This is a genomic window from Rhizobium sp. RU36D (genome assembly GCF_900176345.1).
GTDB lineage: Bacteria > Pseudomonadota > Alphaproteobacteria > Rhizobiales > Rhizobiaceae > Allorhizobium.
In genome coordinates, this window is record NZ_FWXU01000029.1 from 42034 (window position 1) to 68437 (window position 26404).

A 26404-nucleotide genomic window follows, 5' to 3' on the forward strand; every position below is an offset into this window, starting at 1 on the left:
CCGCCTTCCGGGGCGGTTTTTTCGTGCCCGCTGAAGAAAGTTTGTTGACCCCGCTCGCAATACCGAAAGCCGGATTTAACGCCGCCGATCTTTCTGATTTTTTCGTTTGCGTTAAGCGCCGCCGACGGCAATCATGAATGCAGAAGAGAGCGATGGACGCTCTCGGGATTAGAGGAGAAATCGAATGTCGTTATTTGGCCCCCTGCAGGAGATCGCCGTGATCGTCGCAATCGACAGCAAGGCGTCCGGGATCGACGATCTCGGCTGCTTCAGGGCGCAGGGCTGGAGCCTGACGGACGCGGAATGGGATGCCGTCTGCGCCGAGGCCGAGCGCCTGCTGCCGATCGTAAAGGTGCCGCGCGAAGTGCAGGCGGAATGGGCTGCAGCGAACCGCGAGTTCCGGGCCGAGCAGGCTGCCGACCAGCGCGCCGTCTACGGCGGCTCTTTCTAATCGACATCATCCAGGGCGGCAGGAGGAGCCGCCCACCACCATCACGAGGAGGACAATTAGATGGAAACGACGACGAAGAAAATCAGGCACCCAGCCAGCTTGGGCAAGACCATGTTCCGGATCCCGGTCAGCGACAAGGGCGGCAAGGGCAACGAGCCGACGAAGGCGTTCATGGAAGAGCTGATCGCGTTGATGAAGGCAGATCTTGAGGGCGACAGCAGGCTGATCGAAACCCGGACCAATCAGGAAGCGCCCCGGATCACTGCCGAGGTCAAGAAGGGCACCGTCTACATCTGCGAGACACCTCTGGATGCCATCGACCGCTGTGAACAGGCGCAGCAGCGCGGCGAGGAGGTCTACTTCAGGCCGCCAACTTTCGTATTCTTCGGCAAGGAAGCCGTCGACCACTTCGATGCGATGCAGGATGAGAAGGCGTCCGTCAGAGAAAGTCGAGAGATCGGCTACGTTCGGACCCGGAAACTCGGCTACGACATGCGGATCGATCCTCGTAAGGTCGAAGCCTTGGAGAATGCCGCACGCCGGATGCACTTCTCGACGATCGATGACGGCGAGCTGAAGCCGCATCTCCACAACGTCATCCCGAACATCGTCAGCCACGACATCCCGCCAGCAGGAGCCGAGGTGAGGATAGTCCACACCGTTCAGCCGCGAACAAAGGGCAAGAGCGTGATGGCAGGGAGACTTGCCGACATCTATCGCGGATCCGCCGGACTACCCCTAGCCGGGACCGTATTCGATCCACGCCGCTATCGCCGGATCAAGTGAGGAGAGCCGCCGTGTTGAACGACTTCCTGCAGAAAATGGCCGAGGGCTTGAAGAAGGATTCCGGCCTGATCTCAGTCCCCGGCATGCGCAATGGTGTCAAAGTCAGTCAAGAGGAGCAGGACGCAATCTGGGACGAGCGCGTTCGCCAAATCGAGGCAGATAGGGTTGCCGCCGAGGCTGAAGCGAAGCGCCTCCTCGCCAGCATCGTGTTCGTTGCCCAGAACGGCGACCGCTTCATCCCATTGCAGAAGGCCGGGGCGTTGCGGAACGGTAACGAACTCGGCAAGGGCGGCGTGTTCCATGCAGTCGCGATCGATGACGGTCAGACCGCGAGCCATGTCTGGGATCAGAAACAGGCAATCTGTGGCACCTACCCTTCGATCATGTGGGCCAGCACCTCCGAGGGTGATGCCATCTCCTGTCCGCGTTGTCTGAAGAAGCTGGGGAGGCTGAAGCCATGACAGACGCCTTCTTCGCCCCCTTCGAGATCGTCGGCGGCAAGGTCCAGCCGAAAGAGGAATCCATCCAGGTCATCGAAGTCGAGCACCTCGACCCGGAGGCGATCCATGCCGCTGATGCAGTCGCCATGCTTCAGGCCCACGGCATCCCTTGCAAGCTGCGGTTCCTCGTCGGGAAAACCCCTCGCGGGATCCGGCTGACCAAGCTGCCGAACGCGGCCCACATCCCGGCCGACAAGCGCGGCTTCGTCAAGTTCCCGCTCATTCAGGAGGTGATAGCTCAGATCACCAAGTTCGAGGCCGAACACCGGAACCTGTTCGGGACCGAATACGAGTACCTGGTCGACAGCCAGGACAAGCACGCCAACGACGGCTAACCCCTGTCCGCGTTGTCAACAATACACGACGAAGCCCCCGATCCGCCGATGGTTTCCCTGCTATCGGCGGGTTTCGCGCGTCCGGACGCGATTATTTTCGAGGCCATTTTGTTGACCGTGTTCGCTACCCCGGCTGATCATTCTGCAAGATCCCAAACACCCATCCTTCGGCGCCAGAAATTCGGATTTTTTCGTTTGCGTTACGCTTCGCCGACAAGCATCCTTGAACTCAGAAGGGAGCGATGAACGCTCTCCAAGGAATAGAGGGAGACGGGATATGGAGCGGTACAGCTATCAAAGGGACTTCTCGGTTGTTCAGGATTGCGGTTACGGCCGTTGCTACAGCCGTGGAGCTGACACGATCGAAGAAGCAATGGAAATCATGAATGAGTGGAAGGTTGGCGAACCAGGTTCCTTCCGAGTGCAGACGTGGGACGGCGAGTTCGTCGCCGGAGAGCAGCCTGCTCCAGATCCCCATTGGTATTGAGTTCTAGGAGGAGGGTTTCGGCCCTCTTCCTTCTACTCCAGAAATCACCCATCCAGCGGAGAGGAGGCCGCGGACCATGAAGAACACAGCACTCGCAGTCGAGGACTTTCCACAGCAGCCATGGGAGCGCGTGTTCCCTGATCCGAGCGCCGTCTACATCTTCGACAACATCCATTCTCCGACCGTGCCGCACTGGTCGATGGTGAGCCCGGCCGATTTGCCGATCGTCGATCCCGATGGGAATTATCGCCTAGATGTCGGTCCAGGTAATCCGGTGATGCACAAGGCCCTGTTCGATCTCGCTCTCGAGGTCCGCAGGATCCTGCCGACGGCACGAATCAAGATTGCCCCCCGGCTCTCTCTGCCGGATGCCGAGGGCGTGATGCAGCCTGCCAAGTCCAGCGCCGTGACCGAGTTCGACACGAGGCCAGAGCGCCACGGCTGGTTTGCGGTCCCTACCCTTCTGCTGTCGTCGAACCAGTCCGTCGAGGATGCCTTCCGCGAAGCCTATCGTTTCCTCTGGATGCTTATCGAAGAAGAGATCCCTTTCCTACACGGTGTTCCGTCGAACGCCATGGAGGAGATCGAGAAGCTGTCCTATGAGCGCACCGACCCTATCGTCTACGACTGGCTTTCGAAGTTTCCGAAACTGCCAGGCGAGAGCATTGCCGACTTCGACATCAGGACTGCCAAGGAGCGCCGCGCCCTCGTCTTTCAGAACATGGCGATGTCGGCCAAGGCCGGATGCTGGGATGACGATAGCAGCCCTTCCGCCGACTTGAACCGCAAGATGCACGACATGATGATGCGCTGGGCTATCCGGGGAACTCTCGGAAAGCTGATCAGAGACGAGTACGGACCGCTCCAGGAGGAAGGCACTCAACAGGTCATCCCCGATAGCGTCTTCGAAGAGATCTATGGCTCGCCTCAGAAAGAAAGCGCGAGCAAGCTCGACCCGGCAATCATCAGGAACATTATGGAAAGCATCGGTCTCGATCCTGTCGACGAGGCGATCCAGAGGGAGAAGAGAACACGGAGGACGGTTCATTGAGCTCGTCGCATAAGTTGGAAGATGTGCGACGCATCATGGCCGCCATGATTTCCGGTCCCAAGGCTTGTCGCAGATGTCCGTCGCAGGTTATAGATACTTGCGACGAGTTATGCGACATAGAGGATGCGAATGCTGATCGGCTACGCACGAGTATCGACATCGGGACAGAACACAGCGCAGCAGCGAGCAGAGCTGGCCGCCGCAGGTTGCTCGCGGATCTTCTCGGAGAACATCTCCGGAGCAAGTCGCGAGCGCCCGGAGCTGCAGAAGATGCTCGACCACATCCGGGCCGGAGACATCATCATCGTCACCCGGCTGGATCGCCTCGCACGATCGACGATCGATCTCCTGAATATCGGGGAACGGATCGCAGATGCCGGAGCTGGTCTGAAGTCGATGGCAGAACCATGGGCCGACACCACGACCCCAGCAGGAAAGATGATCCTGACCGTCTTCGCGGCGCTGGCCGATTTCGAGAGGTCGCTGATCCTCGACCGGACATCCTCCGGGAGGGCTGCAGCGAAGGCCAGAGGGGTGAAGTTCGGACCTCCGCCTGCGCTGACCCCGGAGCAGATCGCTCACGCGAGGGAGTTGCGCGAGACGAAGTCAGTGTCAGAAGTGGCCAGATTGCTGGGAGTACACCGGGCCACCATCTACAGAGCCTTGAAGGACTGAATCCTACGGGCATAATCGAGACACACGAATCTGATGCAAAGGATTCGAGGAATAGAGGGAAGAGACGATGAAGCTGTTCGGATACACGCTCGGAGTCACGAAAGAAGATCAGATCGCTCAGAAGGCCGAGCTGCAAGCGCGGTTCCCGGAGGCGGTGAAGATCTATTCGGAATCCTGCAGCCGGAACGGCCGCGGGGCTGGAAAGCCGACACGTCAGACCCGAGGTCATGCGCTGATCGCTGCCAAGTCCGGCACCACCCTCGCAACCGATAAGCTCGAGCGGCTGGGAGCCGACGAGGCTGAGACGACCGCGATCTGTTTCGCGCTGCTCGAAGATGGCGTTCACCTGGTCGCGATCGACGACAAGATCGACACCCGCAAGGATTCGTCTTTCTTCGACGCCATCAAGTTGAAGATGGCAGCTCTCAAGATCTCGAAGGCGAAGGCGACGAAGATCCTCGACGAAGCTCGCAAGCGTGGCGCTGGCACACGCAAGGTCTCACTGCAGCCTGAAGCAGTGGCAGTCCTTGCAACGGTCGTTTCCGAAGGCGCATCACACAGCCAGCGCCGGAAGGTCCGACAGGAGATCGTCGCGCAGCACGAAGCACGAGTCCTTGAAATGCTGAAGGAAGGCCTCGGCCCTCTCGACATCGGCAAGGAGCTGGGGCTTGAACACGCCCGCATCCGGAGCATCGCTCGCCACCATGGTCTCAAGATCGACCGCCGCTTCAAGAATGGCATCCAGGGACGCCTCCTTGGAGCTGAGGATCAGAAGGCCATCGCGAAGCGCCTCGGTCAGGGCGAGAAGCCATCGGAAATCGCAAGGGCATACGGCGTGAACGTCGACTCCATATATCGTGTTCAGCGGGTCATAGGAGGCAGCGTGAAGCTCAAGCGCTATCAGAACAGCAGGAACGCCGGAAACCCGGAAACGCAGCCACAGACCGCCTTAGGCTCGATGTGAGCTTGTATTCTTGCATTTGCGGAAATGGGGGTTGCGTGACGCGCCGCCGACGCACATACTGAAAAGGCCTCAACTGATTCACGGTCAGTTGAGGCCCTTCAAATTTAGATGCGAAGGCAAAGAGCACCTACCGACTAGATTTAGCGACCGATCGGTAAGACCCAGAGTTGTTGACATGGGATCCGCTTGCAACGGACCTCTTGCCCACGCTCAATTTCGAATATAGCGGACCGCCCTTTTATAAGCAAGGGCGAGGCTGCAACACATTACAAATTTTTTGTCAATGTGGCGGGATTTAAAGGGTTTTACCGTCGTCAGACAGGACGACGATGTATGCGAACCATCTGCTCGAAGGAGCAGTCTATTCCTACCCGGTGCCAGTGAGGCACGAGTACGCAAAGCCGATGACAGTTCATCAGGCCAAGGCGCTGCTCAACAAAACCATCAGAGAATGGCTCGACAAGGTTCATAAGTGGATCGCCCGAGGCAAAGAGGGACACATCCCCCGACTCGTACTGAAGGCTGGCGCTGGAACCGGGAAGACGGTTGCCATGCTTGCCGCTTCAGCGAAGCTGCTGAAGAAGTACCCAGATCTCCGGATCCTGTTCTCCGCGCCGTCGGTGGAGCTGTGCGAAGAAGTAGAGAAGAAGGCTATCGAGGAGTTCGGGATCGCGAATGCGCGTGTCGCTCGCGGTCGTTCCCAGCCCCGGCCGGATGACAAGTCGCAGAAGATGTGCGCGTTCTCCGACTGGGCCGAGAGCCTTGCCGCGCTGCAGATGAGCGTCAGCAAATCACTCTGCTCGAATACGAAGGAAGACGGCACGGAAGTCCGCTGCAAATTCTTCGACACCTGCCCTTACATGAAGCAGATCCGGGAGATGAAGCAGCCCGGTCTCATCATCGCCAGCCACCAGTATCTGTCCGTCGAACTGGACGCCCTCAAGGGCATCGATCTCGTCATCATCGACGAGAGCTTCCACCAGACCATGACATTCGAGAAACTGGTTCCGATCGAGCGCTTCAGGAAGCTGCGCGCCCTCGGAGACAGCTACAAGGGCAAGAAGGGCGAAAGCCACGCCGATTTCGAACTGCGCCGTGAGATGGATCAATACGAGCTCGACAACGGGATCGATACGGTCATGAGGATCCTGACCAGGTGCGAGGTCGAGAAGCGTCAATGGACAATTGAAGAGTTCCTCAACGAGGGCATCACGTCCGATTTCTGCGGCTTCATGAAGAAGCTCGAATACAGCCGCATCGAGAAGTTGGCAGTCTTCCCCGACATGGACGACGACATCAAGGCCGAGCGGATTCAGAAGGCCAAGGCTCAGGAGGCCTATGGCTTTGCCCGGTTCTGGTCAATCCTGCAGGTCCAGCTCTCGCCCGAAGTCGTGGCAGAGCGCGAAGGCCTGATCATGGGTCTCCGGCTGCTGTTCAATCACATGACCAAGGGCGACGAGATCCGCGACTACATCAGCCTGCGCTGGTCCAAGGATCCTCGCTTCATAGACGTGGCGACCGTCATCATCGACGCGGATGCCGATCAGCTCATCATCGAACGCTTCTATCCAGGCGCCGACTTCGTTGAGATTGAAGCCGAGTGGCGGGACGACATCGAGCCAGTGCAGTGCCCCAACTGGGTCGGTTCGGCAGCTTCCATGAAGACGACACGCCGCCAGGACGATGCCTACAACACCGCCCTCGAGATGGCCGACCGCCTGTCGCATCTCGTCAAGGGAGATCCCAAGAAGAGGCCGCTCCTTGTCTCCCACAAGTCCGTCATCGATGGCTACCGCGAGGACTTCGAGAACGATCAGAAGGATCTCCCCGAACACGAACGCCAGAGCTTCGACAGCCAGCCGATGGATATGGCTTGGTTCGGAAACCTCCGCGGCAAGGACTGCTGGAACAAGGCTGTCGGCATCGTCGTCGTCGGACGCATCGAGCCGACCGTGGATGCCGTTGAAGCGATCGTCGAAGGCATCTGGTTCGCCACGCCGAAGCCGCCGCGCTTCATCAAGGGCGACAACCGCGTGTTCCCAACCAGGGCGACCATCGTCTCCGACAAGCTGGGCAACGAACGCACGATCGATGTCTCGTATCATCCAGACGACCGCTGCCACCGCGTCCTGAAGCAGATCCGGGAAGCCGAGGTCATGCAGGCCATCGCTCGAATCCGGCCGATCCACCGCGATACGCCGTGCGAGGTCATCATCTTGACGAAGATACCGCTGCCAATCCAGCCAGCCCGGTTCTGGGGTGTGGAGAGCATCGTGCCGGACAGGTTCACGATGGTCCGCATGAACGGCTGGATCCCTGAGAACGCTCAGGACATGGCAGACGCTTATCCGAGCCTGTTCCCGACCGCGAACGCGGTGACGCTGGCTGCCTTCCAGCGCGACGAGCGCGCCTTCCCGGCGTTCGAGGGCCGCGCGCTTCCGGCGCTGGCCAAGGCCGCGGGGAAAAGTCTTTCACAACCCATTTATGACTATATGGGAAATGAAAGAGTTTGGGTGAGGGTCACCTACAGCCGTAAGCTCAATACGAGGAGTAGAACGAGAAGTGGCTGGTTGCTGGTGGGTCGTACTGCCAAATCGGACGAAATCATCGCTGAAGTGTCGAAGATCTACCCTGATGCCGCCAATTTCTCTGTTGCCATGCTCGCCCCAGCCGCGCCGGAGGTGGTCGAGGCGGCCAATGACAACACCCCTGCCCTCCGTCCTTCTACTCCTATCGTCAGAAATGGTCGGGATGCCCTCAATGGTGTCCTGATCATGTCCCCGGCGACGCTGGCGCTGGCGCAGTCCATGGCCGAAGAGCAGCCTTGGCAGTGCATTGTTCCGGACAAGGGCCGACGCATGCAGTTTCGACTTGCCGCATAACACCTGATATTGCAGGTGACATTAATTCGACTTTCTAACCGTCTGAAAATTATCGTTTTTAGGGCGATTTTTCGCTTGTTCCACGCTGCGCCGACGGCGATTCTTGTCATCAGAGGGAGAAGAATACTCCCTACCCGACGACAGAGGAGGAACAAGTCATGGGAAGATTGCTGAGTGCGCTGAGGGCCGGAGTTGCAAATTTCGGAGCGAAGATGGGGTCGATGCTGCAGGGTATCCCCGGCATGGGCAAATTGATGGACGGTTGGAACGGGTTCTACGGTGGCATCCTGGACGGCTGGGAGTGGACGATGCAGCAGGCTGACGCGGCGTGGGACTATACCCGCGATGCAGCTATCCATGTTGCGCAGGATGTCGACAAGGCGGTTGGATACACGGCGCAGGCCGCTATCCACATCGGTCAGGATTTCGCGCTGGCCGGGCGTGATATGGGCAGGATGGCTATGAACAACCCTGTGTCCCTGATGGCCCGAAACCTCTATCAGCACATGGTGGGAGACCATCGTCGTTCGATCCAACCCAACGACGTGACGAAGAAGGATGCGAAAAGCGCGGTTGATGCCGCGAAGAGCGCTAACCCGGCTGAGCTGGCGAAGCTGAAGGCAGCTTACATCAAGAACGATCCAGAGCAGATCGAGCGGTATGTCGGCGCTGAGAACAAGGCGCAGAAGGAGGCGGCCTTCCAGGCGATGTCTCCCAAGGCGCAGGCATGGGTCGAGAACCTTCAGCCGACGGATCTCTGGTCCCTGAAGGGTAAGTCGGCCATCGAGATCGCGGCGCACATGGCTGGAGACAAGGCAATCGTCGGAGTGGAGAAGGTGACGGATTACTATCACCTCGCCAAGACATCCGAGGCAGCTCCCGTGCCGAAGCCGGAAGCTCCGAAGGACAAGACGGTTTCCGAGCGTCGTGCCGAACGCACAGCCGCCAAACTGGCGAAGCGCCCTGGTGCAGCAAACGTTGTCACTCCTGATGTCGCAGGTACTGTCCCCGGACAGTCTCCGGAGGTGGCATCGACTGCCCAGCAGGAGGTCATGAACTTCTTCGGGCCGAGGGTGGCCAAGCCGGAAGAGGTCAGCGAATACTCGCAGTCGCAGCTTCCGGCGTACAGGCCCCCGGTCCCGATGCAGCGGAAGGCATAAGGTAGCCATTTGTCGATTCAGCGACATTGAGTTAGATGAGGGCGGGAAACCGCCCTTTTCTGCGTCATGAGGACTGCGATGGCTAAAACAATGGATCCCGCCTTCTTCGTGGCGTGGCGCAAGCGCATGGGGCTGACGCAGGCCCAGTTTGCGGCCAAGTCAGGCGATCACCTGGTGACGGTGAAGAGGTGGGAAACCGGAGCCCGGAAGTTGCCGCCGCATATCGGCTGGATCATGGCAGCGATAGAACATGGCCTCGAGCCTGTCGGGAAAGAGGCCATGATCGAGTTTGCAGGGAATCCTCGAGAATATATCGGCGGAGAGCGCAGAGATTTGAAGGAGAACCCGGATCCAGACGGTCCGGATGGCGGCTGGGTCTATCCGCGTGATGTCGGCCCGAAGCCAGACGACACCACGGAAGACTGATCAGCCAGCCTTCGGGATCGAGATCCGGACGGCCGAGCTGCCACCTTCAGCGTCATCCAGGGCGGCCTCAAGCTGGGCAACCTTGGCTTCCTCGTTGGCAAGGAGTGCCTTCAGGGTATCGATCCGGTGTTCGAGGCCTGCGATCTGGACGAGATGGCTCTCTTCCCGGTTATGGGCCATCAGGGCTTCGCTCATCATTTCCTTCAGGGCTTCGCCAAGATGGTGCGCGGTGTCAACAATGCCCTGCACTTCCCGCTGAGAGTAGCGGCCGTCGTGCTGGGGCATCTCCATCAGCTTGTCCATGGCACCCTGAAAGATGGATGCGACACCGACGCTAAGGGCAGCGAGCTGGAGGGCAGTGCTGAATGCTGGATCTTTCATGGACATGGCTGCTTCCCTTTCTACTCCAAACTCGGGGCGGCCCGGAGGGCCGACTTTTTCAGATATTACGCAACGGCCTCAGGTCGTCTTCAGTCTCCGGCGCGTCCACATTGTCAACAATGTCGCAGCAACCCCGAGACCGAACGAACCTATTGTGCCGAGCTTCACTTCAATTTCCCTGAAGATGCCAACCAGACCGTCGAGACCGTTGTCCGACTGAAGGGCGGGTGTCAGGGCGATGTCCGGACGGCACTTCTGCTGGCCGTTGGCCGTGAACTGCTGGCCGGGGGCGCAGGAGGCTGCCTGCAGCTTGCGGGCATCGTTGTATTTCATCCATTCGAGCCAGACAGACAGATCAGGTCGCTTCTCCATCTGTTCGAGGCGAGCGTTCATGGCGGTTGCCTGATCCCATGTGACGCTGCGCGTGACCGCGACCAGTCCTATGGACAATGCCAGGACACCGATGAGGATCATACCGTATTCACGGCGATCCTTCCGGCGTTCGGATAAGTATTCTAGGCGATCCCGGTCGTTGTTGGTCTTGATGACCGTTTTCTCGATGATGAGATCGGTACGCTTCTGAACATGGGTATCGACAGCGCTGGAGATGACATCAGGCAGGTTGTCGACCTTCTCCCGGATGGCGTTCCCAATCTCGGTCGATACCGAGGAGAGCAGAGTGTTCGTCCGCTCTTCGATGTCGGCTGAGATCCGTGAAGCAGTCGCATCCATCTTCTCGGCAGTCTCAGCAAGATAGGCTTCCACCTTCTCCAAGGTCGCCTGCATCGTGCCTTCGGTTTTGACATAGGTGCAGATGCGAACAATATCGCTGTCCGTCTGCGAGATCTTCAACCTTCCAGCAAGAGCGAGGATATGCTGCTGCTGAGAGGGGGTCAGCCCCATGTCGATGACGGCAATGCCGAAGGGGGTAAGAGTGGGTGCGGTGTCCATCGGCATTGCCTCCTTTCTGTTTCTTAGATGCCGTAGATTTCGAGGAACTTCTTGTTGCCGAGGAGTTCCTTCCACATTTCGCGCAGCCAACGGCTAACCTGTCCGCGCTGGGTGACAGTCAGACGCGCATCCTGCGAAGCCGCGGTGAAGGTGAGGTTATAGCGCTTCATGCGAAGTGCAGCGCCGATAGCGAGCTTCGGCATGACGATCTCAATGCCGCCATTCTCGAGGAACTCGGCCCGAGCATTGCCGCCGACCTTCTCGCCAGTCTCGAGGTCCGTGTAACCGAACCACATCTCGAAGTCGGACTTCTCGTCGGCATCGCGCATGTTCAGGATGGCGATGTGCTGGATCGGGAGGCCTTCAGTCGCGTCCAGGTAACGACGAACTGATTCAACGCTCTCGTCTTCCGGCGTGATGATATGTTCGATGATTGGCTTGCGGCCTTCCTTGAGGATCGCCTCGTAGAGGCCCTGCAGGCTGTTAGAGCCGCCGTCCATGATGTCGGAGAGCGCGTCGAAACCACCACCGGGGGTGTCGATCTGGATATGCTTGTATTCCAGAGCCGAACTATCCGCGAATGCTTCACGTCCACGGTTCTTGTGGATGTTGTAGGAGCGCACGCCCTTGAGCGGATCCTGATCCTCGGTCGGCTTCAGTTCGCCATGCTCATCGCGCTCGCCCAGGATGCGAGCAACGGAGCCAGTACCGCCGTCCATGTCATAGGCAGCGATCGGAACATCGCGCTCGCGGAGGAACTCGATCTTGGCACGCTCCCAGAAGGACTTGCCAACGCCACCCTTCTGGGAGGCGGAGGTGGCATGAGTTTTCAGAAGTGCCTCCGGCGAGGTCGAGGTAGTCAGTTCGGTCTTCTTGGTGGCAGTCGCCATGATTTTCTCTCCTGTTTCGTTCTGTCTGTTAGAGCCGCTTGCGGTTGATGTAGGCCGGGTTGACCGGGGCTTCTGTCGTGCCGACTTCGGCGGCTGGTTTTCTTTCAACCTTGGCATCGGTTGACCCGGGCTGGCTTGCGCTTCCTGCGGAAGCTGCTGGCGCTGCGCCCTCTCCTCCTGATGCCGGGGTTGGATTTCCTCTAGGTTCCGAACTTGGCTTTGAGCTTGTCTTCGGGCTTGCTTCCGAGCTTGCCTTCTGGCTTCGCTTCGTTGCAACCTTCGACTTGCGTCCCTTCTTGCCATCGCTCTCTTCGCCTCTCAGGATCCGCGCCTCCTTAATGAGGCTACCAAGATTGTTGGCATTCTGCTGCGACCAGATACCACCTTTCGCCTGAAAAACAGCAGCGATGTCAGCTAGGGTCATACCATGGATTTCTTGCATTTCCTTGATGGCGTTCCAGACCTCATCTGATGCGATGATTTCCGTCTTTGTCGGCGGCTTAGTTTTCGCCTTCTCTTCAAGCACGGTCTGCGCCAGCGATTTAAGCTCCGCAGCAAACTTGCCCGTGTCTATGATGTCGTCTTTGGTTGTCATCGGCTTCTGTCCTTGGGTCACTCCTTCGTATGAGAATAGGAATGTGTCTTGGCGACGCTATTGTCAAGCGTCACGGTAAGCATGAGGCCTAGCGTCTACGATGTCAACTAGGTATCTAGCTACGATATCAGCTAGGATCGCAGGACGGCAGAAAATGAGTTGATCGGCTCCGCCTCCCGGATTGAACGGCTTCGCAACTGTCAGGCGGTTGGCACCGAAAGAATGATGGAATTGAGGTCAGATAGCATCTACGATTTCATCTAGGATTGCATAATGTCAGTTACCTTGTTTTTTATCAGCGCAACGGCCTCTTTACACTTGCGTTAAGGGTTGGCAGGCTAAAAAGGTAACTTCTCTCACACGAGACGCAACTGCGTTGCTGCTCGTGTCGGAGTTAAAACCTCCGAAAGTCCCGTTTCACCGGGGATTTTGGACGGAGCCAAAATAGGAAAACGCCCGATGACGGACGAAAAGAAGAACAAGGGGGGCAGACCCCGCAAGGAAGCAGATCCGTTGGCGGCTGAGTTCCGCTTTAATGCGTCGGTAGCAGACATTGAGTTTGTTGATGCCGCTGCCAAGCGTTTGGGGATTACTAGGGGTGCTCTGATCAGGAAAGCTGTGGAGGCCTACGTCGATCCCCTCGCCCGCCTTCAGCAGGCCGCGAATGCCACTGATCAGATGCGTGCCGACATGCGCGAGATGCGTGGTCTGTTCGGCAAGATCCATGATCTCATCAAGAGGGTCGCAGACTTCATCACCGACCTCTATGCGGCCGAGAATGCCGCCGACATGGAGACAGCCGCCGAATCAGCGAAGCGAGATCTGGCCGTCATGGATGACGATATCGAGCATCCCGATGAAGCCCCTTCCCCTTCTATTCCGAAGGCTGTCGAAGGTGATGATGCAATGGGTTGGGAACGCTAATGGTTGCTAAGAGTAAGCGCATTTCCGACTTCTCGTATTTCGTCGATCGGAATGAGGAATCGAAGAAAGAGGCGGAGGCTGGCCTGACCGCTCGCATCAACGAATCCGTCGCCTACTATGCGAAGTCCGACAAGGTTTCCGGTCGCGAGGCTGTTGGTGTCTACTGGGTGCCAAAGGGATCCACGCCGCTGTTCTCGAACGTGAAGCATGGTGAGGTCGCGCAGACTTTTCACGTGATGAAAAATGCCGACGGTATTGACCCGGAGACAGGCGCTTGCGTTCGTCACAAGAACAACGCGAAGAAGACCTCGAAGGGATACGATTTGATGATGGCACCGCCGAAAGAAATTTCGGTGATGATCGGCCAGAGTGAATCCGTAGCCATCAATGCGTCCGGAAATGAGGCGAAGTTCGGCCGGGATCTTTCCGACAAGCTGCAGGCCATCTTGAAGGTCGCTAACGACCGCGCGATGCAGTTTGCCTTTGACGAAGGCCTGTTCGAGGTTCGGGTCACTGAGCCGGATCCTGTCACTGGCGAGAACGTCACCGTCCGCATGAAGGCTGCTGACATCAGCGGTGTTCAGTGGATGCACTTCAGCTCGCGTGAAGGCGATCCCCAGGTTCACTTCCACAACGTCGTCTATAACTCCGGACGTAAGCCAGACGGCTCGACCGGGACCATCGACAACAACCGCCTGATGAAGAACATCTACTCGGTGAACGCTGTCTTCAACGCCGAAGTTATCCGCGGGCTGGCTGAGCTGGGCCTGACCGTCACCAAGGACAAGCACAATTACAAGGTCGATGGCTTCGTCAAGGAACTGCTGACGACGTTCTCCAAGCGGTCGGAAAAAGTGCTTGAAGTCCTGAAGGACGAATACGGCAAGGATGGCCGGAGCGAGGCTACTGCAGCCCTGATGCAGGCGATCGTCCTGAAGACCCGCAATTCGAAGTCGGAACTCCCTCCCCTCGAGCAGCTCATCAAGCGTTGGGGTTTGGAGGCGAAGGCCGAGGGTCACAACCTCTTCAGTCTGCTTGAAGGGATGAAGTCGGCCGCCGAGTTGAAGAAGGAGAAGCAGGCTGCCGAGTGGGCTCAGAAAGTTGCCGAGGCTAAGGAACAGGGCATCGATCTTCCTGCGGAGCGTCCCCGCTTCGATATGGACGAGATCCGTGACCGGGCCTTCGCCAGCCTGACGGATAACTCTGCGACCTTCGAGGAGCGACAGCTCAATGCTGCCATCCTGGAAGAGCTGTCGATGTTTTGTGGGGCCGACGAGGCGCTCGGGCTGCTCGATGAGTTGAAGAACAGCGATAAGATCGTCGAGGTCGGCATGGTCGGCCGCGAGCGTGTCTTCTCTACTCCATACATCGTCGAGCTTGAACGCTCTCTGATGAACATGACCATGGAGATGCTCCGCGACCCGAGCGCTCCTGCTGGTGTTCCTTACGATATCGTTGCTGACATTCTCGTCAAGGGTGCCGTGTCGTCTGCGACTGGTGAAGCGTTTGTGTACCGCGCTGACCAGGCGGAGGTCATTGAGTATTTCGCAGGCGACGATCAGATCGCCATCGCGAAAGGCCCTCCGGGCGCTGGGAAGTCGGCCGCAATGGAGGGTTACGTTAAAACGGAGCGCGCCGTCGGCCGCCGTGTCTTCGGTGTGGCTCCGACCAACCGCGCATCCATCGTTCTCAAGGACGATGCCCACATCGAGGCAGAGCACACCCGGTCGGTGTTCGGCTTCATCCATGATGTTCAGTCTGGTCGCACGACGCTTGGCCCGAACGATGTCGTCCTTTGCGATGAGTTCGGCATGGTTGGCCTTGAAGAGGGTGAGAAACTCATGGCCCTCGTAAAAGCGGCCGGAGCTCGCTTCCGCGGTCTCGGTGACGACGACCAGATTCAGCCAGTCCCATTTGGGGCTACGATGAGATCGATGATGCATGTCGTCGACTACCGCATCATGACCGAGATTTCCCGCCAGAAGACCGTCCCTTGGATGCTGGAAGCGAGCAAGGCGCTCGTTCGCAAGGATGTCGCGAAGGCCATCGATATCTACAATCAGGCTGGCTGCATCACCCTCGCCCTGTCCTACGAGGACATGATTGACCGCACAGTTGCCCGTCATTTCAAGGTGACAGGCGAGCATCCCGGCAAGAGCCACGTCATCATCGCGAGGACGAATGCCGAAGTTCGGGAGATCAATGATCGTATCCGTGACGGCAAGATCGAGCGTGGCGAACTGGCATCGCAGAGCGTGAAGCTCGCTGCCATGAGCCGAGGTCAGGATCCATATGAGACAGAGATCGAGCTGTCGGCTGGCGACCGGATCATTCTGGGCGACAACATCAAAATCGGTTCCGACAAGCTGCCGAACAACAGCTTCGGAACAGTGCGCGAGACGCGGCCGGGAGTAGATGGAGGAGAAGCGTGGCTCAAGATCGAGTTCGAGAACGGCTTCATCTGGGAAGGCGTGCCGTCCGACCTCACGAACCAGTACAACGAGACCAGCGTTGACAAGGACACGGGCAAGCGGATCCCGCACATTGCCCTCGCCTATGCCATGACGATCTACGCCGCGCAGGGCATGACATGCGACTATTCCACGATGGTCAATTCCGTCGGCATGGGCATCCAGACCTCGCTTGTCGGTATGACCAGGCAGCGTCTCGGTTTCGAGCTGATTTGCGATGCTAGCCGTATCCATGACAAGATCGCAGCGCGTGGCGGTTCTGAAGTCTCGATGGCGAAGGACACCGGAGCCACCAAGGAAGATGATCCGGAGCCGGATGCCGAGATCTCAGATGAGGAGGTCCGCAAGGAGCTTATCAAGGAGATGGAGCAGGACGAAGCGAAGAAGAATGTTTCTGACTTTCAAGCTGATCCCGTAGCTTGGGCCATGACGGTTTCCAAGGAGGATAACAAGGTGGTTTCGAAGGTAGAAAACGAGACAAAAGCGCATACGGAAAACAAGGTCGAAACTAAGGTTGAAGCGCAGGCTACTCCTGCCATCGGCCGTAGTCGTGTGCGTGGTCTCGGTCAGTTCGGTGCCAAGGTTGAGCCTAAGGCCGATGCCCAGACGAATAACAAGACGGCTGGCGACATCCTTCAGCAGAGGATGCAGGAGCGCGCTACCAGCTCCGATCGTAGAGAGATGCCCAAGCCGAACCGTCCGATGCCTGGCACTCAGAAGGCTGCCGCTGCTCGCATCCAGGCACAGGCCGAGTTCAAGCAGCGCCTGCAGGATGAATCCGATAAGATGGTCAAGGAGGATCTCCGCGACTACATGCTCCGGAACGGTGCGAGCTACTCCAAGGACATGAAGAATCCAGAGCTGGGTCGAAATGCTTCCGGCCGATTTGCGGGGGGCACCGAATACTCCCTGACGTTCGGCAAGGGACAAGGTTGCGTCGTGTCTCAGGCGAAGACAGGCCACTGGGGCTTCTTCATGCGTGATGGATCCGCCAAGGGTGACATCCGGCACTTCGTGATGTGGCGTGACGGCGGAGACTTCAAATCCGCCTGCGAGACCCTGCGCGATGAGCTGGATCTTCGCGATAAGACCCTGCCCCGTTCTTCCTACTCCAAGGAGACGAAGGTCGAAGAGACCCGGATCCAGCGTCATGAGCGACTGCTGGCTGAGCGAGAGGCGACCGCCAAGGCCGAGCCGTCGAAGTTCCAGCAGATGAAGGAATGGCTGCAGTCATCGACCGTTGGCAAGTCGGTCTATGCCATGAAGCGAGGTATCACTGAGTTCACTCAGCAGAAGCTCGGCTGGTTCCACAACGAGCCGAAGGGCCGTGGGCCGATGCCTACTCAGAACCCCGGCGGAATCATGTTCCCGATGAGTGACCACCAGGGCGAGCTGACTGGTCTCGGACGTAAGGGGCCGCCGACCCCGATCACGAAAGGCAAGAGCTTCTTTTTCGCTGCTGATGGTAGCGAGAAGCACCTATGGCGCGCTGGTGAGATGACTGACCCGAAGGTCATCTACACCGGGGAAGCGGCTCTCGACGTTGCTGCGCTCTACCAGAAGCAGGGGCATCCTGAAAAGGCGATGGTCACTGCCACTCTCGGCAACATGGGCGATAGCATTGAGGCCGATTACTACGAGCTGGCAAAGAAGCATCCTGATGCGAAATGGGTCTGGGCTGGCCAGAATGACGAAGTGAACGCTCGCGGGATCAGGCCTGCGGACGTTATCCAGGAGAAGGCCTTCCAAGCGATCCGCGACGGCAATCCGAACGCGGAGATCACGGCCTATCATCCTGAGGTCGCCAAGGACTGGGCCGAGCAGGTGCAGAAGGAGATGGAAGCCACCCGCACCCGCGAGCAGATCGATGCCGTCTGGACTGAAACCGTTCCCGGCAACAATGGCTACCTTCGTCGGCAGGGTGTCTCTCCGGAGACCCAGTTCGCGTTCCAGCAGGACATGCACCTCGAGCAGAAGGGCATCGACGGCAAGAATGCTGGCGGCGTGATCTTCGCGCTGCGCGACCGCGACAACTTCATGACCGGATTTGCCCGGTACGGTGACGAGATCGATGCGTCGACCTCCCTGCCCTTCCGCAAGGTTGAAAGCCTGGACAGCCGCGGCGGCATGATCCGCATGGGCAACGAGAAGGCTCCTTCTGTCTTCTACTCCGGCCAGCACGCCGTCGAAGTCATGCAGGCGTTCGAGAAAGATGGTCGCCCGGAGAATGCCGCCCTGCTCATTGCCGAGCTGGGGGTCGATCGCAAGCTGACAAAGGAGCAGTCGCTCATCCTGAAACAGGCCGCCGAGCAGCATCCGGAGGCGAAGTGGAACTTCGTGCAGGAAGGGACTCTTCTGAAAGATCAGAGGGAGGCCGTCCTGGTCGAGCAGGCCGCCGCGCACATGAGGATGGCTATCAGGGAGGGCAACCCGAACGCTGAGATCGAGGAGCGCGTCTCGGCCTCTATGCTTCAGACGGTCAAGGTTCAGGAGATCGAAGCTCAGATGAATTCTCAGCTTGAGATGTCTCAGGACAAGTCCAAGGACACGTCCGAGGACAAGTCGGCCGAGTTCAGGGTGGAGGAGCAGGAAGCTCAGCAGCAGGAGCGCCGGGATCCAACCAACCAGCAGCAGCCTGAGCAGGCGCCGAAATCGGAGCCAGCCCCTGCCCGCGAGCCGGAACCCCAGCCTCAGCCGGATCCGGTAGCCGAAGTCAGCGCCCCGGTTGTTCCGGACGCATCAGAGGAAGAGCGCAGACGGCGTGGCTACGACCTCAGCATGTGACCCCTGCTCTGTTGCTACAAGTCTGCCATCCTTGTAGCAAGGCCAGCGATCGGCGAAGGAGAACCCGCCGTGTGCGGGTTTTTCGCCTTTTCAGATGCCCTTATTCTTGTGGAATGATGATGATCACATCCTCTTCAGTGTCCGGCGGCGACATCTTCGCCTGCTCGATGGCCTTGGCTATGACCTCTTCGTCACTGAGATTGCTCAGTTCTTCTTTCGTCAGCAGGACTGGTAAGATTCCTTTTCCATCGGACTGTCCGAGCCAATTTGCTTCGGGTGGCAAGCTGCCTGTTAAGAGCCAAGAGGCGAGAAATGAACGGACAGTCGTATCAGTGGCGTAGTTGTTGCAAGCGTAATCTGCCAATGCGTATCCGCTTGTGAATAGGTCTCTGTAATACTCCGTGTCGGCTCTGAAATCGCCGTCGAAGGAATAGAACAGGTGCCGCAGCCATTGGACTGTTTCGTCGTATGTGTCTTTTTGCGGTCCAGACACCCACAACCTTGTTGTGATCAAGGTTGTATCGAGATCGCGAAATGCGGCATTGAGTGGCTTCCGAAAGTCGGACGTGAAGATTTGTGGATCAAGCGCGTCGCGGTCGAAAGCTAGGACCATCTTCGAGGAATCGCCGCTGAAAGATGCTCTCGCTCTGGCCGGAGCGCCCTGCGCTAACGCAGTGCAAAGAGTCTCCGTTTTCGTGATGATGCTTTCATATGATCTATTCCGGTCGCTTGCATTGACCTGCTCCTGGATCAGGAACGTTTGCCAAACTGAAATTCCGGTTGCGATCACCGAGACGCAAAGTGCGAACGCTGACACCATGACGGCAAATCGCTCCCACCAATGATCCTCGGTGGCTCGCTTCGGCTTCTGATTACGGTAGCTTCGCACCTTTCCCCCTTTCTACGTCGTATGGACTGTCCTGGGACTGCCGCTCTTCCCGATCCATGATCTCGCGCGTCTTCTGCTGCGTTCGTGCCCTGAACAGCTCATCGGTTACTCTGTTGCCGATGGCTGAGATCGCGAAGAACAGCGCGAACCCGAATGCGGCATGGGCAATCGTCGACCACGCCCAGTATGCGAGGCCAGCTCCGATCAGCGCGGAGATCGACGTGTTCACTACGTTGTCGCGCTCCCGCTTCTTCGCCTCCGCTTTCACCGCTTTGAGGTGGTCGTCGAGTTCTTGTGCCATCAGTCCCTGTCGCCGCCGTTCGCCATCGGATCGAAGCTGTGCTTGACCCAGTGATCGGTCTGGTCCCGCACCAGGTCGTAGGAACCTTCGACGATGAAGTCGAAGGATTGATCGACCTCCGGTGTCCGCACTGCCTCCCATAGATAACCGCCGAGGGCATCTGCAGCGAGCGCCTGCGCTTTCGCACGGGAGGCCTCCGGGTTGCCCCTGTCGAAGCTGCCTATCATGAGCGCCATCTCGTAGAGCAGACCGCGCGCCTCCTGATATGGGATGAAACGCAAATAGTTCAGCTCAAGCTCGAGCCGAGCCGACCGCCTGTCCGCGGACTTGTCCTGAGACAGGAGCCCTGCCCCGACCGTGACCTGGAAGCGGCCGACACTGCAGGCGTTGAACCAGATCCGATATTGCCGTCCGATATCAGGGCTGTCGTAGCCTCGAGCGTTCGTGTCCGGCAGCTCCTCGATCGCCCAAGTCTCCCCCAGGTGCCGATTGAGGATGGCGGCGAACCACCTGAAGTCTTCAAAGAGGATCTGGTGCTGTGGTCTGATCCATGACGCGATTGCGCCGCCCGCGACCAGACTTGCCGGAGGATCCTGTCTCGGGACATGTCTCTCCCCCTCGAGCTGGGAGATGATGCCGGAATAGTCCTTGTGGAGGACGCGCTCTTCGAGTTTCTGCAGGCGGCTTTCAAAATGAACAAGGGCGATGATCCCGATAACTGCGATCACGCTGATCGTCATCCAGGTATCGGAGATCCCGAAGACCTCCTTTGCCGCGTAAGCGACGCCCCATGCTGCTGCAATGGCGACATAGATCCCGAACTTCTTGACCATGCCCTTGTCCCTCTACTGCCCAGCGACAGTCTTAGGGATGGTCCGGGGGACTGTCCATATGACAGAGGTCAGCCGAACATGCGTTTCAGGAGGCCCGGCTTCGGCTCTGTAACGCCATCGTTGCTGGCCTTCTGGACGGACTTGAAAAGCTCGCGCCATTCGTCCCGGTCGGTCTCAGCCGCATCTGCTCGCTTCCCTTCCGCATTCGCCCTGCCGTGTTCAGCCTCGGCGCGCTTGGCTTCCGCATCCGCGCGAGCGGCCTCGGTGTCTGCTCGCTTGCGTTCGCTCTCGACGATCTCCTTGAGGCCGTCGATCTGGACCTCGAGAGCCTTCAGCAGGATCTCGGGAACCAGCTTCTCTTGTGGTTTGTCCTCGGACATGTCTCGGGACGGCAGCTCTTCCATGGGAACTTGGATGCGGACAGTCCCATCGTTTCCGGTGACCCGCTGCCACTTCTTCCGCTGAACCATCTTGCGAGCGGATTCCAGCTTGCAACCGAGGCGGTCGGCCAGTTCCTTGTATGTGAGGCTCTCGACGCTCATGGGACATGTCTCCGGTAAAGTCATAGGGACTGTACTCGGACATGGTTAATCACTGTTTACCATGTTGGGCTTCGTAGGCCGCCTTGGCGTGGGCCTCGAACTCTTCCTGCGTCAGGCCTTGCGGGATGAAGGCACCGACTGGATAGGCGTTCCGCTCGCTGACGAAGCTGTTATCGAAATCGCCCAACGTCTCGATGATAGCCGCTACGGTGTCCGTTGGGTCGAGCGAGGCCTGTTGCTTCCAGCGTTCGATTAGGTCTTTGATCGCTTGCAGCTTGTCCCATGTGTCCATGGACACGTTCGCCTGCAGGAGCTGGGTCAGGTCCTCGCGTTCGTCATCAGGCCAGCTTCCACCTGGTGCCAGCAGAGTGAGCCAAGGGAAGAAGGCAGCCGTCGGATGCTGATCTGGGGTCAGTTCTCTGACGGCCTGTCGAACCTCATTGTGTGAAACATCGTCGCCGTCATGGTAGAACTCTCCGCCGTCGAAACCGGACGCGACAAACTCATCGAACATCCGATGGTGCTGCAACTCGTTGTCGAGCGAGCCAGCAATGGCCTGCAGGACATCCCGTTTGTGTTCGTCCTCGTTCGCGATCTCGACGATATGCTTGTAGCCGCGAGCCGACAGACAGACGTGCAGGATCTCATGCGCGAAGGAGGGCAGGGGGCGTTCGGTGACCGCCATACTAATCAAAGCGTTTCCATTGCCCACCTTGGCGGACCATTCTCGATCTTCTGACCGGACGATGTGCAGTTTGTAAGCCGCTTCCGCTTCTTCGATCCATCCGGTGAGCCGGGGGTCAGCTTGAATAGCAGCAGCCCACTGCTGCGCGGTCTCCATGGTAATCATGTCATCATCCTTCGGGATTGTCGCATGGACTGTCCCTGCGACGGAGCCGCAGCAACACCACCTCTTTTCCTACTTCCTCAGTGAGGAACTGTCGCGTCCATAACCGGAACAGAGGGCAGAAGGGAAGGGGTGTCACCCGGACTGTCGTAGGGACTGTCCGAGTGGTGTCGCCCCCTGTCTCAGTTTCCGAAATTGCATGTGGGGCAGGTGACTAGGTAACCAATGGTTCATTTTGAATCACGGTCAGGTTGTCCGGTTTACAGGTTGAAAACCTCACGATCGATAAGTCTTGGCATCGATCGCAAAGGCCTGGGCTCGTGGGTAATGACGTGCTTGGGTAATGGCGCAATAGGGCAATCAACCAATGCCGTCCAAGAGGCTCACCACCACCAGCTTACTCCTGACAGAGGAACAAAGCCGTCTCCTGAAAAGGGTCGCAGCCGCTCGCATGATGCGAGGGGACATGCCGACGGCTTCCGTCAGTGACGTTATCCGAAAACTGATCGAGCAGCATGAAGCCGCCTTTCTCGCAGAAATCGAAGGCACGAAATGAATCAGCACGTCGCCATGGACGAGCATATCGATCCCGAGACAGGTGAAATCACCGAAGTCTCGCCCACCACCGTTCCGACCGCCGCCCAGGTAGATGCTCCGGCTGCAGAAACTGCGACCGTTGAAGCCGTAGCTGTGCCGGACACTGAAAAGCGCAAGATGCCGCTGCAGCCGATCCTCGAGGAGAAGGTGCCAGCGTTACCCACTCCTGCCGCAGACCGGATCGATCCTAACTGGGATATTGCTCAGGTCGCCACCCGAGGCCATGTTCATCTCGAGCGTTTCTTCGTTCTCTCAGAGAAGGTCTTCTGGCCGAGCATCATCATCGCATTGGTTTCGTTCGTTCTCATCGTTTCGCCAATGATGGGCGGAATGCGCCTGTCGTCAGGAAGCGGTGCGGGAGCAGGGGGCGTGAAACTCTTCGTCCTTTTCATGCCGTTCTGGCTTGTCGGAGCAGTCGCTACGTTTGCACTGCTGCGAGCTGGCGGTCAGCAAATGGACGGCACGACCGTTTTGGTCGGTGGGCTCGTGGTCGGCGGCTTCCTGTTGTATCTCTGGATGGGGAGCTCAGCCAATCCTCACGGAACTGCAGCATGGATCATTACCGGGGCGAAGGTTCTGTTTGCGGTTGGCTCCATCATCTGGATTGCCCACCACATCCGCAATAGCATTCGAGGAGGGGAGAGCAGGCCGATCCTCTGGTTGGCGGGTGGCTACGTCGCTCTCGTCGTGGTCGGCGCGGTCATTCTCGGATCGATTTCGACGGCTCTGTCAGGTTTCGGTTCCGGTGGTATGCGGGACATTGCCGCAATGCTGACCTATGACCGCGACACATACTTCGATCTGGGTGGCGGTCTCCGTTCCGGGCCTGAATATCGCTGGCTTGGAGATCATGCCCCGAAGGGTGGCCTGACGGTATCGAAACTCAACAGTCTCATCGGTTCCGTCCAGTTGGATTTGGCCAAGCATTCCAATGATGCGGGAAGCTGGGAGGAAGTCCCGAAGCTGGATACCCAGCCGATGATCACCCGCCCCGAGAAGGCCATCCGCGACAACGCCAAGGAACTACCTAACGGTATTGTCGTAATCCCGGAAGGCGATGACCCGGTTACCATCGTAGCCCACGTCGAGGGCCAGTGGTCCATCACGCTCGTCGCCCCTCGCAACTGCGCAGTGGTCCTTGGCCCGTTCGATCCGGCTGCCGGATGCCAGAACCTCACGACCCCGAACCAGCCTATGAATGGCAACGCTCGCCGCGTGCTTGATAGCATCATGCCGATCCTGGCCGCCGAGACGAAGGAGTAACCCGATGGTCAAGTTCATCAACAAGCTCGCCGCCAAGGTTCTGGACTGGAACGACCGTGTTTTCGCTTCGAGTGCGGATCCGCTGCTCCGCGGCGATCTGGTCGAGTATGGTCGCGCGAAGTACCCGCCTGAGCATTATCAGACGATGTGGATGGATATCCCCGAGGACATCAAGCGCCGCATTACATGGGACGGTCGTCTGCCCAATGGTGACATGCCTGCCGAGCTGGCGAAACAGCGGGTCACCGACGAGCTCGTGAAGACGATGCTGGTCCAGTCCGGCAGGAAGGCTCTCTGGATCAGCGGAGTTATCGCCGCCGTCGTCATCTTCATGTCGAGTGGTGGTTTCGACGTCGCTTTCGATGGGCGCACCCCATATCCGGCATGGGCTGCCGACAATGGCGCATGGCTTCCGGTCGCATCCTGGTATCTGCTGACCATCATTGAGCGCGTCGGCGGCTTGCTCGGTGGGCTCAGCAAGTCGGCCGCCATGCTTGTTCCTCTTCTACTCCTCTTCCCTGTGATCTGGTGGTGGGCGTTCAACAGCTACATGGATCGCATGTGGCGCAAGCTGGCCCTGCCGTATCGCTATCCGTCGTCTGATACGCAGCACTTCTGGAAACAGCATGTGGCCGAGCGCATCAAGGACTATGCTGCCTATAAGGGGACGATTGCGGAGGCGCTCCGGATCGCTGACCAGCCATTGTTCGGGATTGGAACTGCGTTGGGCATCACTGACGCTCGCGGTGACAACCTGGCACCGAAGCCCGGTCAGCTCATGTGCATGGACGCGGAGAGCCTTCGTCAAGGAACCTATATTTCTGGCAAAACAGGTTCGGGCAAGACCTCGCTCGTGTTCGTGCCGACGTTCAAGGCACTCATGTCGGATGTGTGGGGAAAGCACAAATCCGGCGCTTACGTCACCGATGGTAAGGCGACCCTGTGGCGCGATTTGCTTCCGCTGGTCGAACACCGCAAGAGCGAGGTTTTTGTGATCGGAACTGATGAGAATCAGCATGGCATCGACTTGATCCATGGCATGTCGCCTCTGGAAGTGTCTGCCATGTTCGAATCCGTCGATAGCCAGATCTCCGGCCCGGGCGCGGCAGCAAAGGACCCATTCTGGAAGGTGTCTGCATCGGACTGCATCTGCTACTCCGCTCAGATTGCGCTCATGCTCGAGCGTCATCCGGGCGCGGTCAAGGAATGGCTCGCTTTCGCAAAGGTGCGACCATATTCGCTCATGACGATCTATCAGATCGCTACCCAGCCGAAGTTCTCGAAGAAAGCTGTAGAGCTGTTCTACAAGGTCGGCATGGAAATCTTGGACGGAGTTCCCGGTGTTATCGAAGGCATCCCTGAAGCCGACGGTCCAGGTAGGGAAGCCTTCGCCGCTGCGAGAGAGGCAGCCAGTTGGTTCCTGAACACGTTCCTCGTCATGTCTCCCGGACAGCGCGATGGTATTGTAGGCAATGTCTCTGCTGTTCTCGGCAAGCTCCGTGCATCCCGCACGGTCGTCGATCGCTTCTGCTCAGGTTCTGTTGAACAGGCGATCGATGTCGATCATGCCCTGCGTGGCGGAATTATCATGATCGCTATCGGCTCCTCGTCGGAACTGGGTGTCGTCGGCAAGCTGATCGCGACATGGCTCAAGACCCGCCTGATGCTGTTGGCAGCTCGTCGCCTTGAAAAGGAAGGCAAGGAAGTCTGCAGCCAGTCGAGCTGCGCACTATTTGCCGACGAATTCCAGATGCTTTGCACGACGGTTGGAGAGCAAAGCGACGTTGAGGCGTGGAACAAAAATCGCCAGACCGGGCTATATTTGATCTGCGCGACCCAGAACATTTCGGCCCTCCGGCTGAAGATGGGCGACACGGCGACAGCCAACTTCCTGTCTCAGATGAACACCAAGATCATCTTGGAAAACGATGAGAAGGAGACGATCAAGTGGGCCGAGGAAACCTCCGGTCAGTTGCCATGGTCATGGCAGCCGGATCCGCGGTTCTATTCGACACAGGCCGCTCGTGAATTGCTGATCGGGAATGACAGCGAGTTGGCCGAGATGGAAACCCTCGACGGCATCATTCCATCGATGTTCGTCCCCGTGACCGATCAGGTCGAAGACGGATGGGGCGGTGCCATCATGCGCGCCCCCAAGGATGCTCTCCGGAAAGTCCTGGGCAAGAAGCGGGGTGTCCAGACCTACATGCAGGAAGGTCAGAACGGCTTCGAAGGGGAAACGGTTATGCACCAGTTCCAGCCGAAGATCCGCCAGAGCGATCTTCAGACTGGTTCGGGCTACGCGATGGCGATGATCCGCCGCGCCAATTCGACCCGCGTCGACATGATCGATCTGCGCATCAATTCGACGCCGCAGTGAGCGTGGGGTTCATGAATCGGCAAGGGGGCTGCGGCCCCC

General features: G+C 58.4%; 24 protein-coding genes. 15 read left to right on the forward strand and 9 right to left on the reverse strand.

Features of this window, described 5'->3' with window-relative positions; genetic code table 11:
- The first annotated feature begins 184 nt into the window (after positions 1-184).
- The 11 genes from B9A97_RS25225 (at position 185) to B9A97_RS25275 (ending at position 9717) form a co-directional block, all read left to right on the forward strand.
- The gene (locus B9A97_RS25225; RefSeq protein ID WP_084368592.1) at positions 185-451 is read left to right on the forward strand and encodes a hypothetical protein; all 267 of its coding nucleotides are present in this window, start codon (positions 185-187) and stop codon (positions 449-451) included.
- A gap of 60 nt (positions 452-511) precedes the next feature.
- A complete protein-coding gene (locus tag B9A97_RS25230; protein WP_084368593.1) occupies positions 512-1237 on the forward strand; it encodes a hypothetical protein in 726 nt (241 codons plus the stop codon).
- 11 nt (positions 1238-1248) lie between these two features.
- The gene (locus tag B9A97_RS25235; protein ID WP_084368594.1) at positions 1249-1698 is read left to right on the forward strand and encodes a hypothetical protein; all 450 of its coding nucleotides are present in this window, start codon (positions 1249-1251) and stop codon (positions 1696-1698) included.
- Positions 1695-2072: a hypothetical protein gene (locus tag B9A97_RS25240; RefSeq protein WP_084368595.1), complete on the forward strand. Its 378-nt coding sequence runs from the start codon at positions 1695-1697 to the stop codon at positions 2070-2072. The genes B9A97_RS25235 and B9A97_RS25240 overlap by 4 nt, the downstream gene beginning before the upstream one ends.
- A gap of 277 nt (positions 2073-2349) precedes the next feature.
- Positions 2350-2559 carry a hypothetical protein gene (locus B9A97_RS25245; protein ID WP_084368596.1) on the forward strand — a complete coding sequence of 70 codons (210 nt, stop codon included), beginning with the start codon at positions 2350-2352 and terminating at the stop codon, positions 2557-2559.
- A gap of 76 nt (positions 2560-2635) precedes the next feature.
- Positions 2636-3610 (forward strand): hypothetical protein, encoded by a 975-nt coding sequence (locus B9A97_RS25250; protein ID WP_084368597.1) that lies wholly within the window; start codon positions 2636-2638, stop codon positions 3608-3610.
- Between the two features lie 129 nt (positions 3611-3739).
- A complete protein-coding gene (locus B9A97_RS25255) occupies positions 3740-4285 on the forward strand; it encodes a recombinase family protein (protein WP_084368598.1) in 546 nt (181 codons plus the stop codon).
- Positions 4286-4352: 67 nt separating this feature from the next.
- Positions 4353-5249: a recombinase family protein gene (locus tag B9A97_RS25260; protein WP_084368599.1), complete on the forward strand. Its 897-nt coding sequence runs from the start codon at positions 4353-4355 to the stop codon at positions 5247-5249.
- 404 nt (positions 5250-5653) lie between these two features.
- Positions 5654-8131 carry a DEAD/DEAH box helicase family protein gene (locus tag B9A97_RS25265; protein WP_179145397.1) on the forward strand — a complete coding sequence of 826 codons (2478 nt, stop codon included), beginning with the start codon at positions 5654-5656 and terminating at the stop codon, positions 8129-8131.
- 221 nt (positions 8132-8352) lie between these two features.
- Positions 8353-9291 (forward strand): hypothetical protein, encoded by a 939-nt coding sequence (locus B9A97_RS25270; RefSeq protein ID WP_143530709.1) that lies wholly within the window; start codon positions 8353-8355, stop codon positions 9289-9291.
- Positions 9292-9369: 78 nt separating this feature from the next.
- Complete coding sequence (locus B9A97_RS25275; protein WP_143530710.1) at positions 9370-9717, forward strand: helix-turn-helix domain-containing protein; 348 nt, start codon at positions 9370-9372, stop codon at positions 9715-9717.
- Here the strand turns inward: B9A97_RS25275 and B9A97_RS25280 are convergent, their stop codons facing one another.
- The 4 genes from B9A97_RS25280 to B9A97_RS25295 all read right to left on the reverse strand — a co-directional run bounded on the left by B9A97_RS25280 (position 9718) and on the right by B9A97_RS25295 (position 12534).
- Entirely contained in the window at positions 9718-10098 is a 381-nt protein-coding gene (locus B9A97_RS25280) for a hypothetical protein (RefSeq protein WP_143530711.1), read from the reverse strand.
- Between the two features lie 78 nt (positions 10099-10176).
- Positions 10177-11049 carry a hypothetical protein gene (locus tag B9A97_RS25285; RefSeq protein ID WP_084368604.1) on the reverse strand — a complete coding sequence of 291 codons (873 nt, stop codon included), beginning with the start codon at positions 11047-11049 and terminating at the stop codon, positions 10177-10179.
- Between the two features lie 23 nt (positions 11050-11072).
- Positions 11073-11939: a hypothetical protein gene (locus tag B9A97_RS25290; protein ID WP_084368605.1), complete on the reverse strand. Its 867-nt coding sequence runs from the start codon at positions 11937-11939 to the stop codon at positions 11073-11075.
- A gap of 28 nt (positions 11940-11967) precedes the next feature.
- The gene (locus B9A97_RS25295) at positions 11968-12534 is read right to left on the reverse strand and encodes a hypothetical protein (RefSeq protein ID WP_084368606.1); all 567 of its coding nucleotides are present in this window, start codon (positions 12532-12534) and stop codon (positions 11968-11970) included.
- A gap of 459 nt (positions 12535-12993) precedes the next feature.
- Between B9A97_RS25295 and B9A97_RS25300 the strand changes: the two genes are divergently transcribed.
- Together B9A97_RS25300 and mobF are read left to right on the forward strand one after the other, a co-directional pair.
- A complete protein-coding gene (locus B9A97_RS25300; protein WP_084368607.1) occupies positions 12994-13458 on the forward strand; it encodes a DUF2397 family protein in 465 nt (154 codons plus the stop codon).
- A complete protein-coding gene (gene mobF / locus B9A97_RS25305) occupies positions 13458-18713 on the forward strand; it encodes a MobF family relaxase (RefSeq protein ID WP_084368608.1) in 5256 nt (1751 codons plus the stop codon). Before B9A97_RS25300 ends, mobF begins: the two co-directional genes overlap by 1 nt.
- 100 nt (positions 18714-18813) lie before the next feature.
- Here mobF and B9A97_RS25310 read toward each other — a convergent pair whose 3' ends face one another.
- The 5 genes from B9A97_RS25310 to B9A97_RS25330 form a co-directional block, all read right to left on the reverse strand.
- A complete protein-coding gene (locus tag B9A97_RS25310; protein WP_143530712.1) occupies positions 18814-19602 on the reverse strand; it encodes a hypothetical protein in 789 nt (262 codons plus the stop codon).
- Complete coding sequence (locus B9A97_RS25315) at positions 19586-19903, reverse strand: hypothetical protein (RefSeq protein WP_084368610.1); 318 nt, start codon at positions 19901-19903, stop codon at positions 19586-19588. Before B9A97_RS25315 ends, B9A97_RS25310 begins: the two co-directional genes overlap by 17 nt.
- Positions 19903-20736: a hypothetical protein gene (locus B9A97_RS25320; protein ID WP_084368611.1), complete on the reverse strand. Its 834-nt coding sequence runs from the start codon at positions 20734-20736 to the stop codon at positions 19903-19905. Before B9A97_RS25320 ends, B9A97_RS25315 begins: the two co-directional genes overlap by 1 nt.
- Before the next feature lie 68 nt (positions 20737-20804).
- Complete coding sequence (locus B9A97_RS25325) at positions 20805-21278, reverse strand: hypothetical protein (RefSeq protein ID WP_084368612.1); 474 nt, start codon at positions 21276-21278, stop codon at positions 20805-20807.
- A gap of 49 nt (positions 21279-21327) precedes the next feature.
- The gene (locus B9A97_RS25330; protein WP_084368613.1) at positions 21328-22128 is read right to left on the reverse strand and encodes a hypothetical protein; all 801 of its coding nucleotides are present in this window, start codon (positions 22126-22128) and stop codon (positions 21328-21330) included.
- Between the two features lie 549 nt (positions 22129-22677).
- Between B9A97_RS25330 and B9A97_RS25340 the strand changes: the two genes are divergently transcribed.
- Both B9A97_RS25340 and B9A97_RS25345 read left to right on the forward strand, forming a co-directional pair.
- Positions 22678-23985, forward strand: coding sequence for a hypothetical protein (locus B9A97_RS25340; protein WP_084368615.1), 1308 nt, complete (start codon positions 22678-22680; stop codon positions 23983-23985).
- Between the two features lie 4 nt (positions 23986-23989).
- A complete protein-coding gene (locus B9A97_RS25345; protein WP_084368616.1) occupies positions 23990-26365 on the forward strand; it encodes a type IV secretory system conjugative DNA transfer family protein in 2376 nt (791 codons plus the stop codon).
- Positions 26366-26404 lie beyond the last annotated feature (39 nt).

What these genes read in the sequence shown, in the direction of transcription:
- B9A97_RS25225 (WP_084368592.1), top strand. Translation starts at nt 185, where the DNA reads ATGTCGTTATTTGGCCCCCTGCAGGAGATCGCCGTGATCGTCGCAATC.
- B9A97_RS25320 (WP_084368611.1), bottom strand. Translation starts at nt 20,736, where the DNA reads ATGGTCAAGAAGTTCGGGATCTATGTCGCCATTGCAGCAGCATGGGGC.
- B9A97_RS25230 (WP_084368593.1), top strand. Translation starts at nt 512, where the DNA reads ATGGAAACGACGACGAAGAAAATCAGGCACCCAGCCAGCTTGGGCAAG.
- B9A97_RS25240 (WP_084368595.1), top strand. Translation starts at nt 1,695, where the DNA reads ATGACAGACGCCTTCTTCGCCCCCTTCGAGATCGTCGGCGGCAAGGTC.
- B9A97_RS25290 (WP_084368605.1), bottom strand. Translation starts at nt 11,939, where the DNA reads ATGGCGACTGCCACCAAGAAGACCGAACTGACTACCTCGACCTCGCCG.
- B9A97_RS25275 (WP_143530710.1), top strand. Translation starts at nt 9,370, where the DNA reads ATGGCTAAAACAATGGATCCCGCCTTCTTCGTGGCGTGGCGCAAGCGC.
- B9A97_RS25270 (WP_143530709.1), top strand. Translation starts at nt 8,353, where the DNA reads ATGCTGCAGGGTATCCCCGGCATGGGCAAATTGATGGACGGTTGGAAC.
- B9A97_RS25325 (WP_084368612.1), bottom strand. Translation starts at nt 21,278, where the DNA reads ATGAGCGTCGAGAGCCTCACATACAAGGAACTGGCCGACCGCCTCGGT.
- B9A97_RS25340 (WP_084368615.1), top strand. Translation starts at nt 22,678, where the DNA reads ATGAATCAGCACGTCGCCATGGACGAGCATATCGATCCCGAGACAGGT.
- B9A97_RS25315 (WP_084368610.1), bottom strand. Translation starts at nt 19,903, where the DNA reads ATGGCACAAGAACTCGACGACCACCTCAAAGCGGTGAAAGCGGAGGCG.
- B9A97_RS25295 (WP_084368606.1), bottom strand. Translation starts at nt 12,534, where the DNA reads ATGACAACCAAAGACGACATCATAGACACGGGCAAGTTTGCTGCGGAG.
- B9A97_RS25250 (WP_084368597.1), top strand. Translation starts at nt 2,636, where the DNA reads ATGAAGAACACAGCACTCGCAGTCGAGGACTTTCCACAGCAGCCATGG.
- mobF (WP_084368608.1), top strand. Translation starts at nt 13,458, where the DNA reads ATGGTTGCTAAGAGTAAGCGCATTTCCGACTTCTCGTATTTCGTCGAT.
- B9A97_RS25265 (WP_179145397.1), top strand. Translation starts at nt 5,654, where the DNA reads ATGACAGTTCATCAGGCCAAGGCGCTGCTCAACAAAACCATCAGAGAA.
- B9A97_RS25330 (WP_084368613.1), bottom strand. Translation starts at nt 22,128, where the DNA reads ATGATTACCATGGAGACCGCGCAGCAGTGGGCTGCTGCTATTCAAGCT.
- B9A97_RS25245 (WP_084368596.1), top strand. Translation starts at nt 2,350, where the DNA reads ATGGAGCGGTACAGCTATCAAAGGGACTTCTCGGTTGTTCAGGATTGC.
- B9A97_RS25285 (WP_084368604.1), bottom strand. Translation starts at nt 11,049, where the DNA reads ATGGACACCGCACCCACTCTTACCCCCTTCGGCATTGCCGTCATCGAC.
- B9A97_RS25345 (WP_084368616.1), top strand. Translation starts at nt 23,990, where the DNA reads ATGGTCAAGTTCATCAACAAGCTCGCCGCCAAGGTTCTGGACTGGAAC.
- B9A97_RS25300 (WP_084368607.1), top strand. Translation starts at nt 12,994, where the DNA reads ATGACGGACGAAAAGAAGAACAAGGGGGGCAGACCCCGCAAGGAAGCA.
- B9A97_RS25255 (WP_084368598.1), top strand. Translation starts at nt 3,740, where the DNA reads ATGCTGATCGGCTACGCACGAGTATCGACATCGGGACAGAACACAGCG.
- B9A97_RS25280 (WP_143530711.1), bottom strand. Translation starts at nt 10,098, where the DNA reads ATGAAAGATCCAGCATTCAGCACTGCCCTCCAGCTCGCTGCCCTTAGC.
- B9A97_RS25260 (WP_084368599.1), top strand. Translation starts at nt 4,353, where the DNA reads ATGAAGCTGTTCGGATACACGCTCGGAGTCACGAAAGAAGATCAGATC.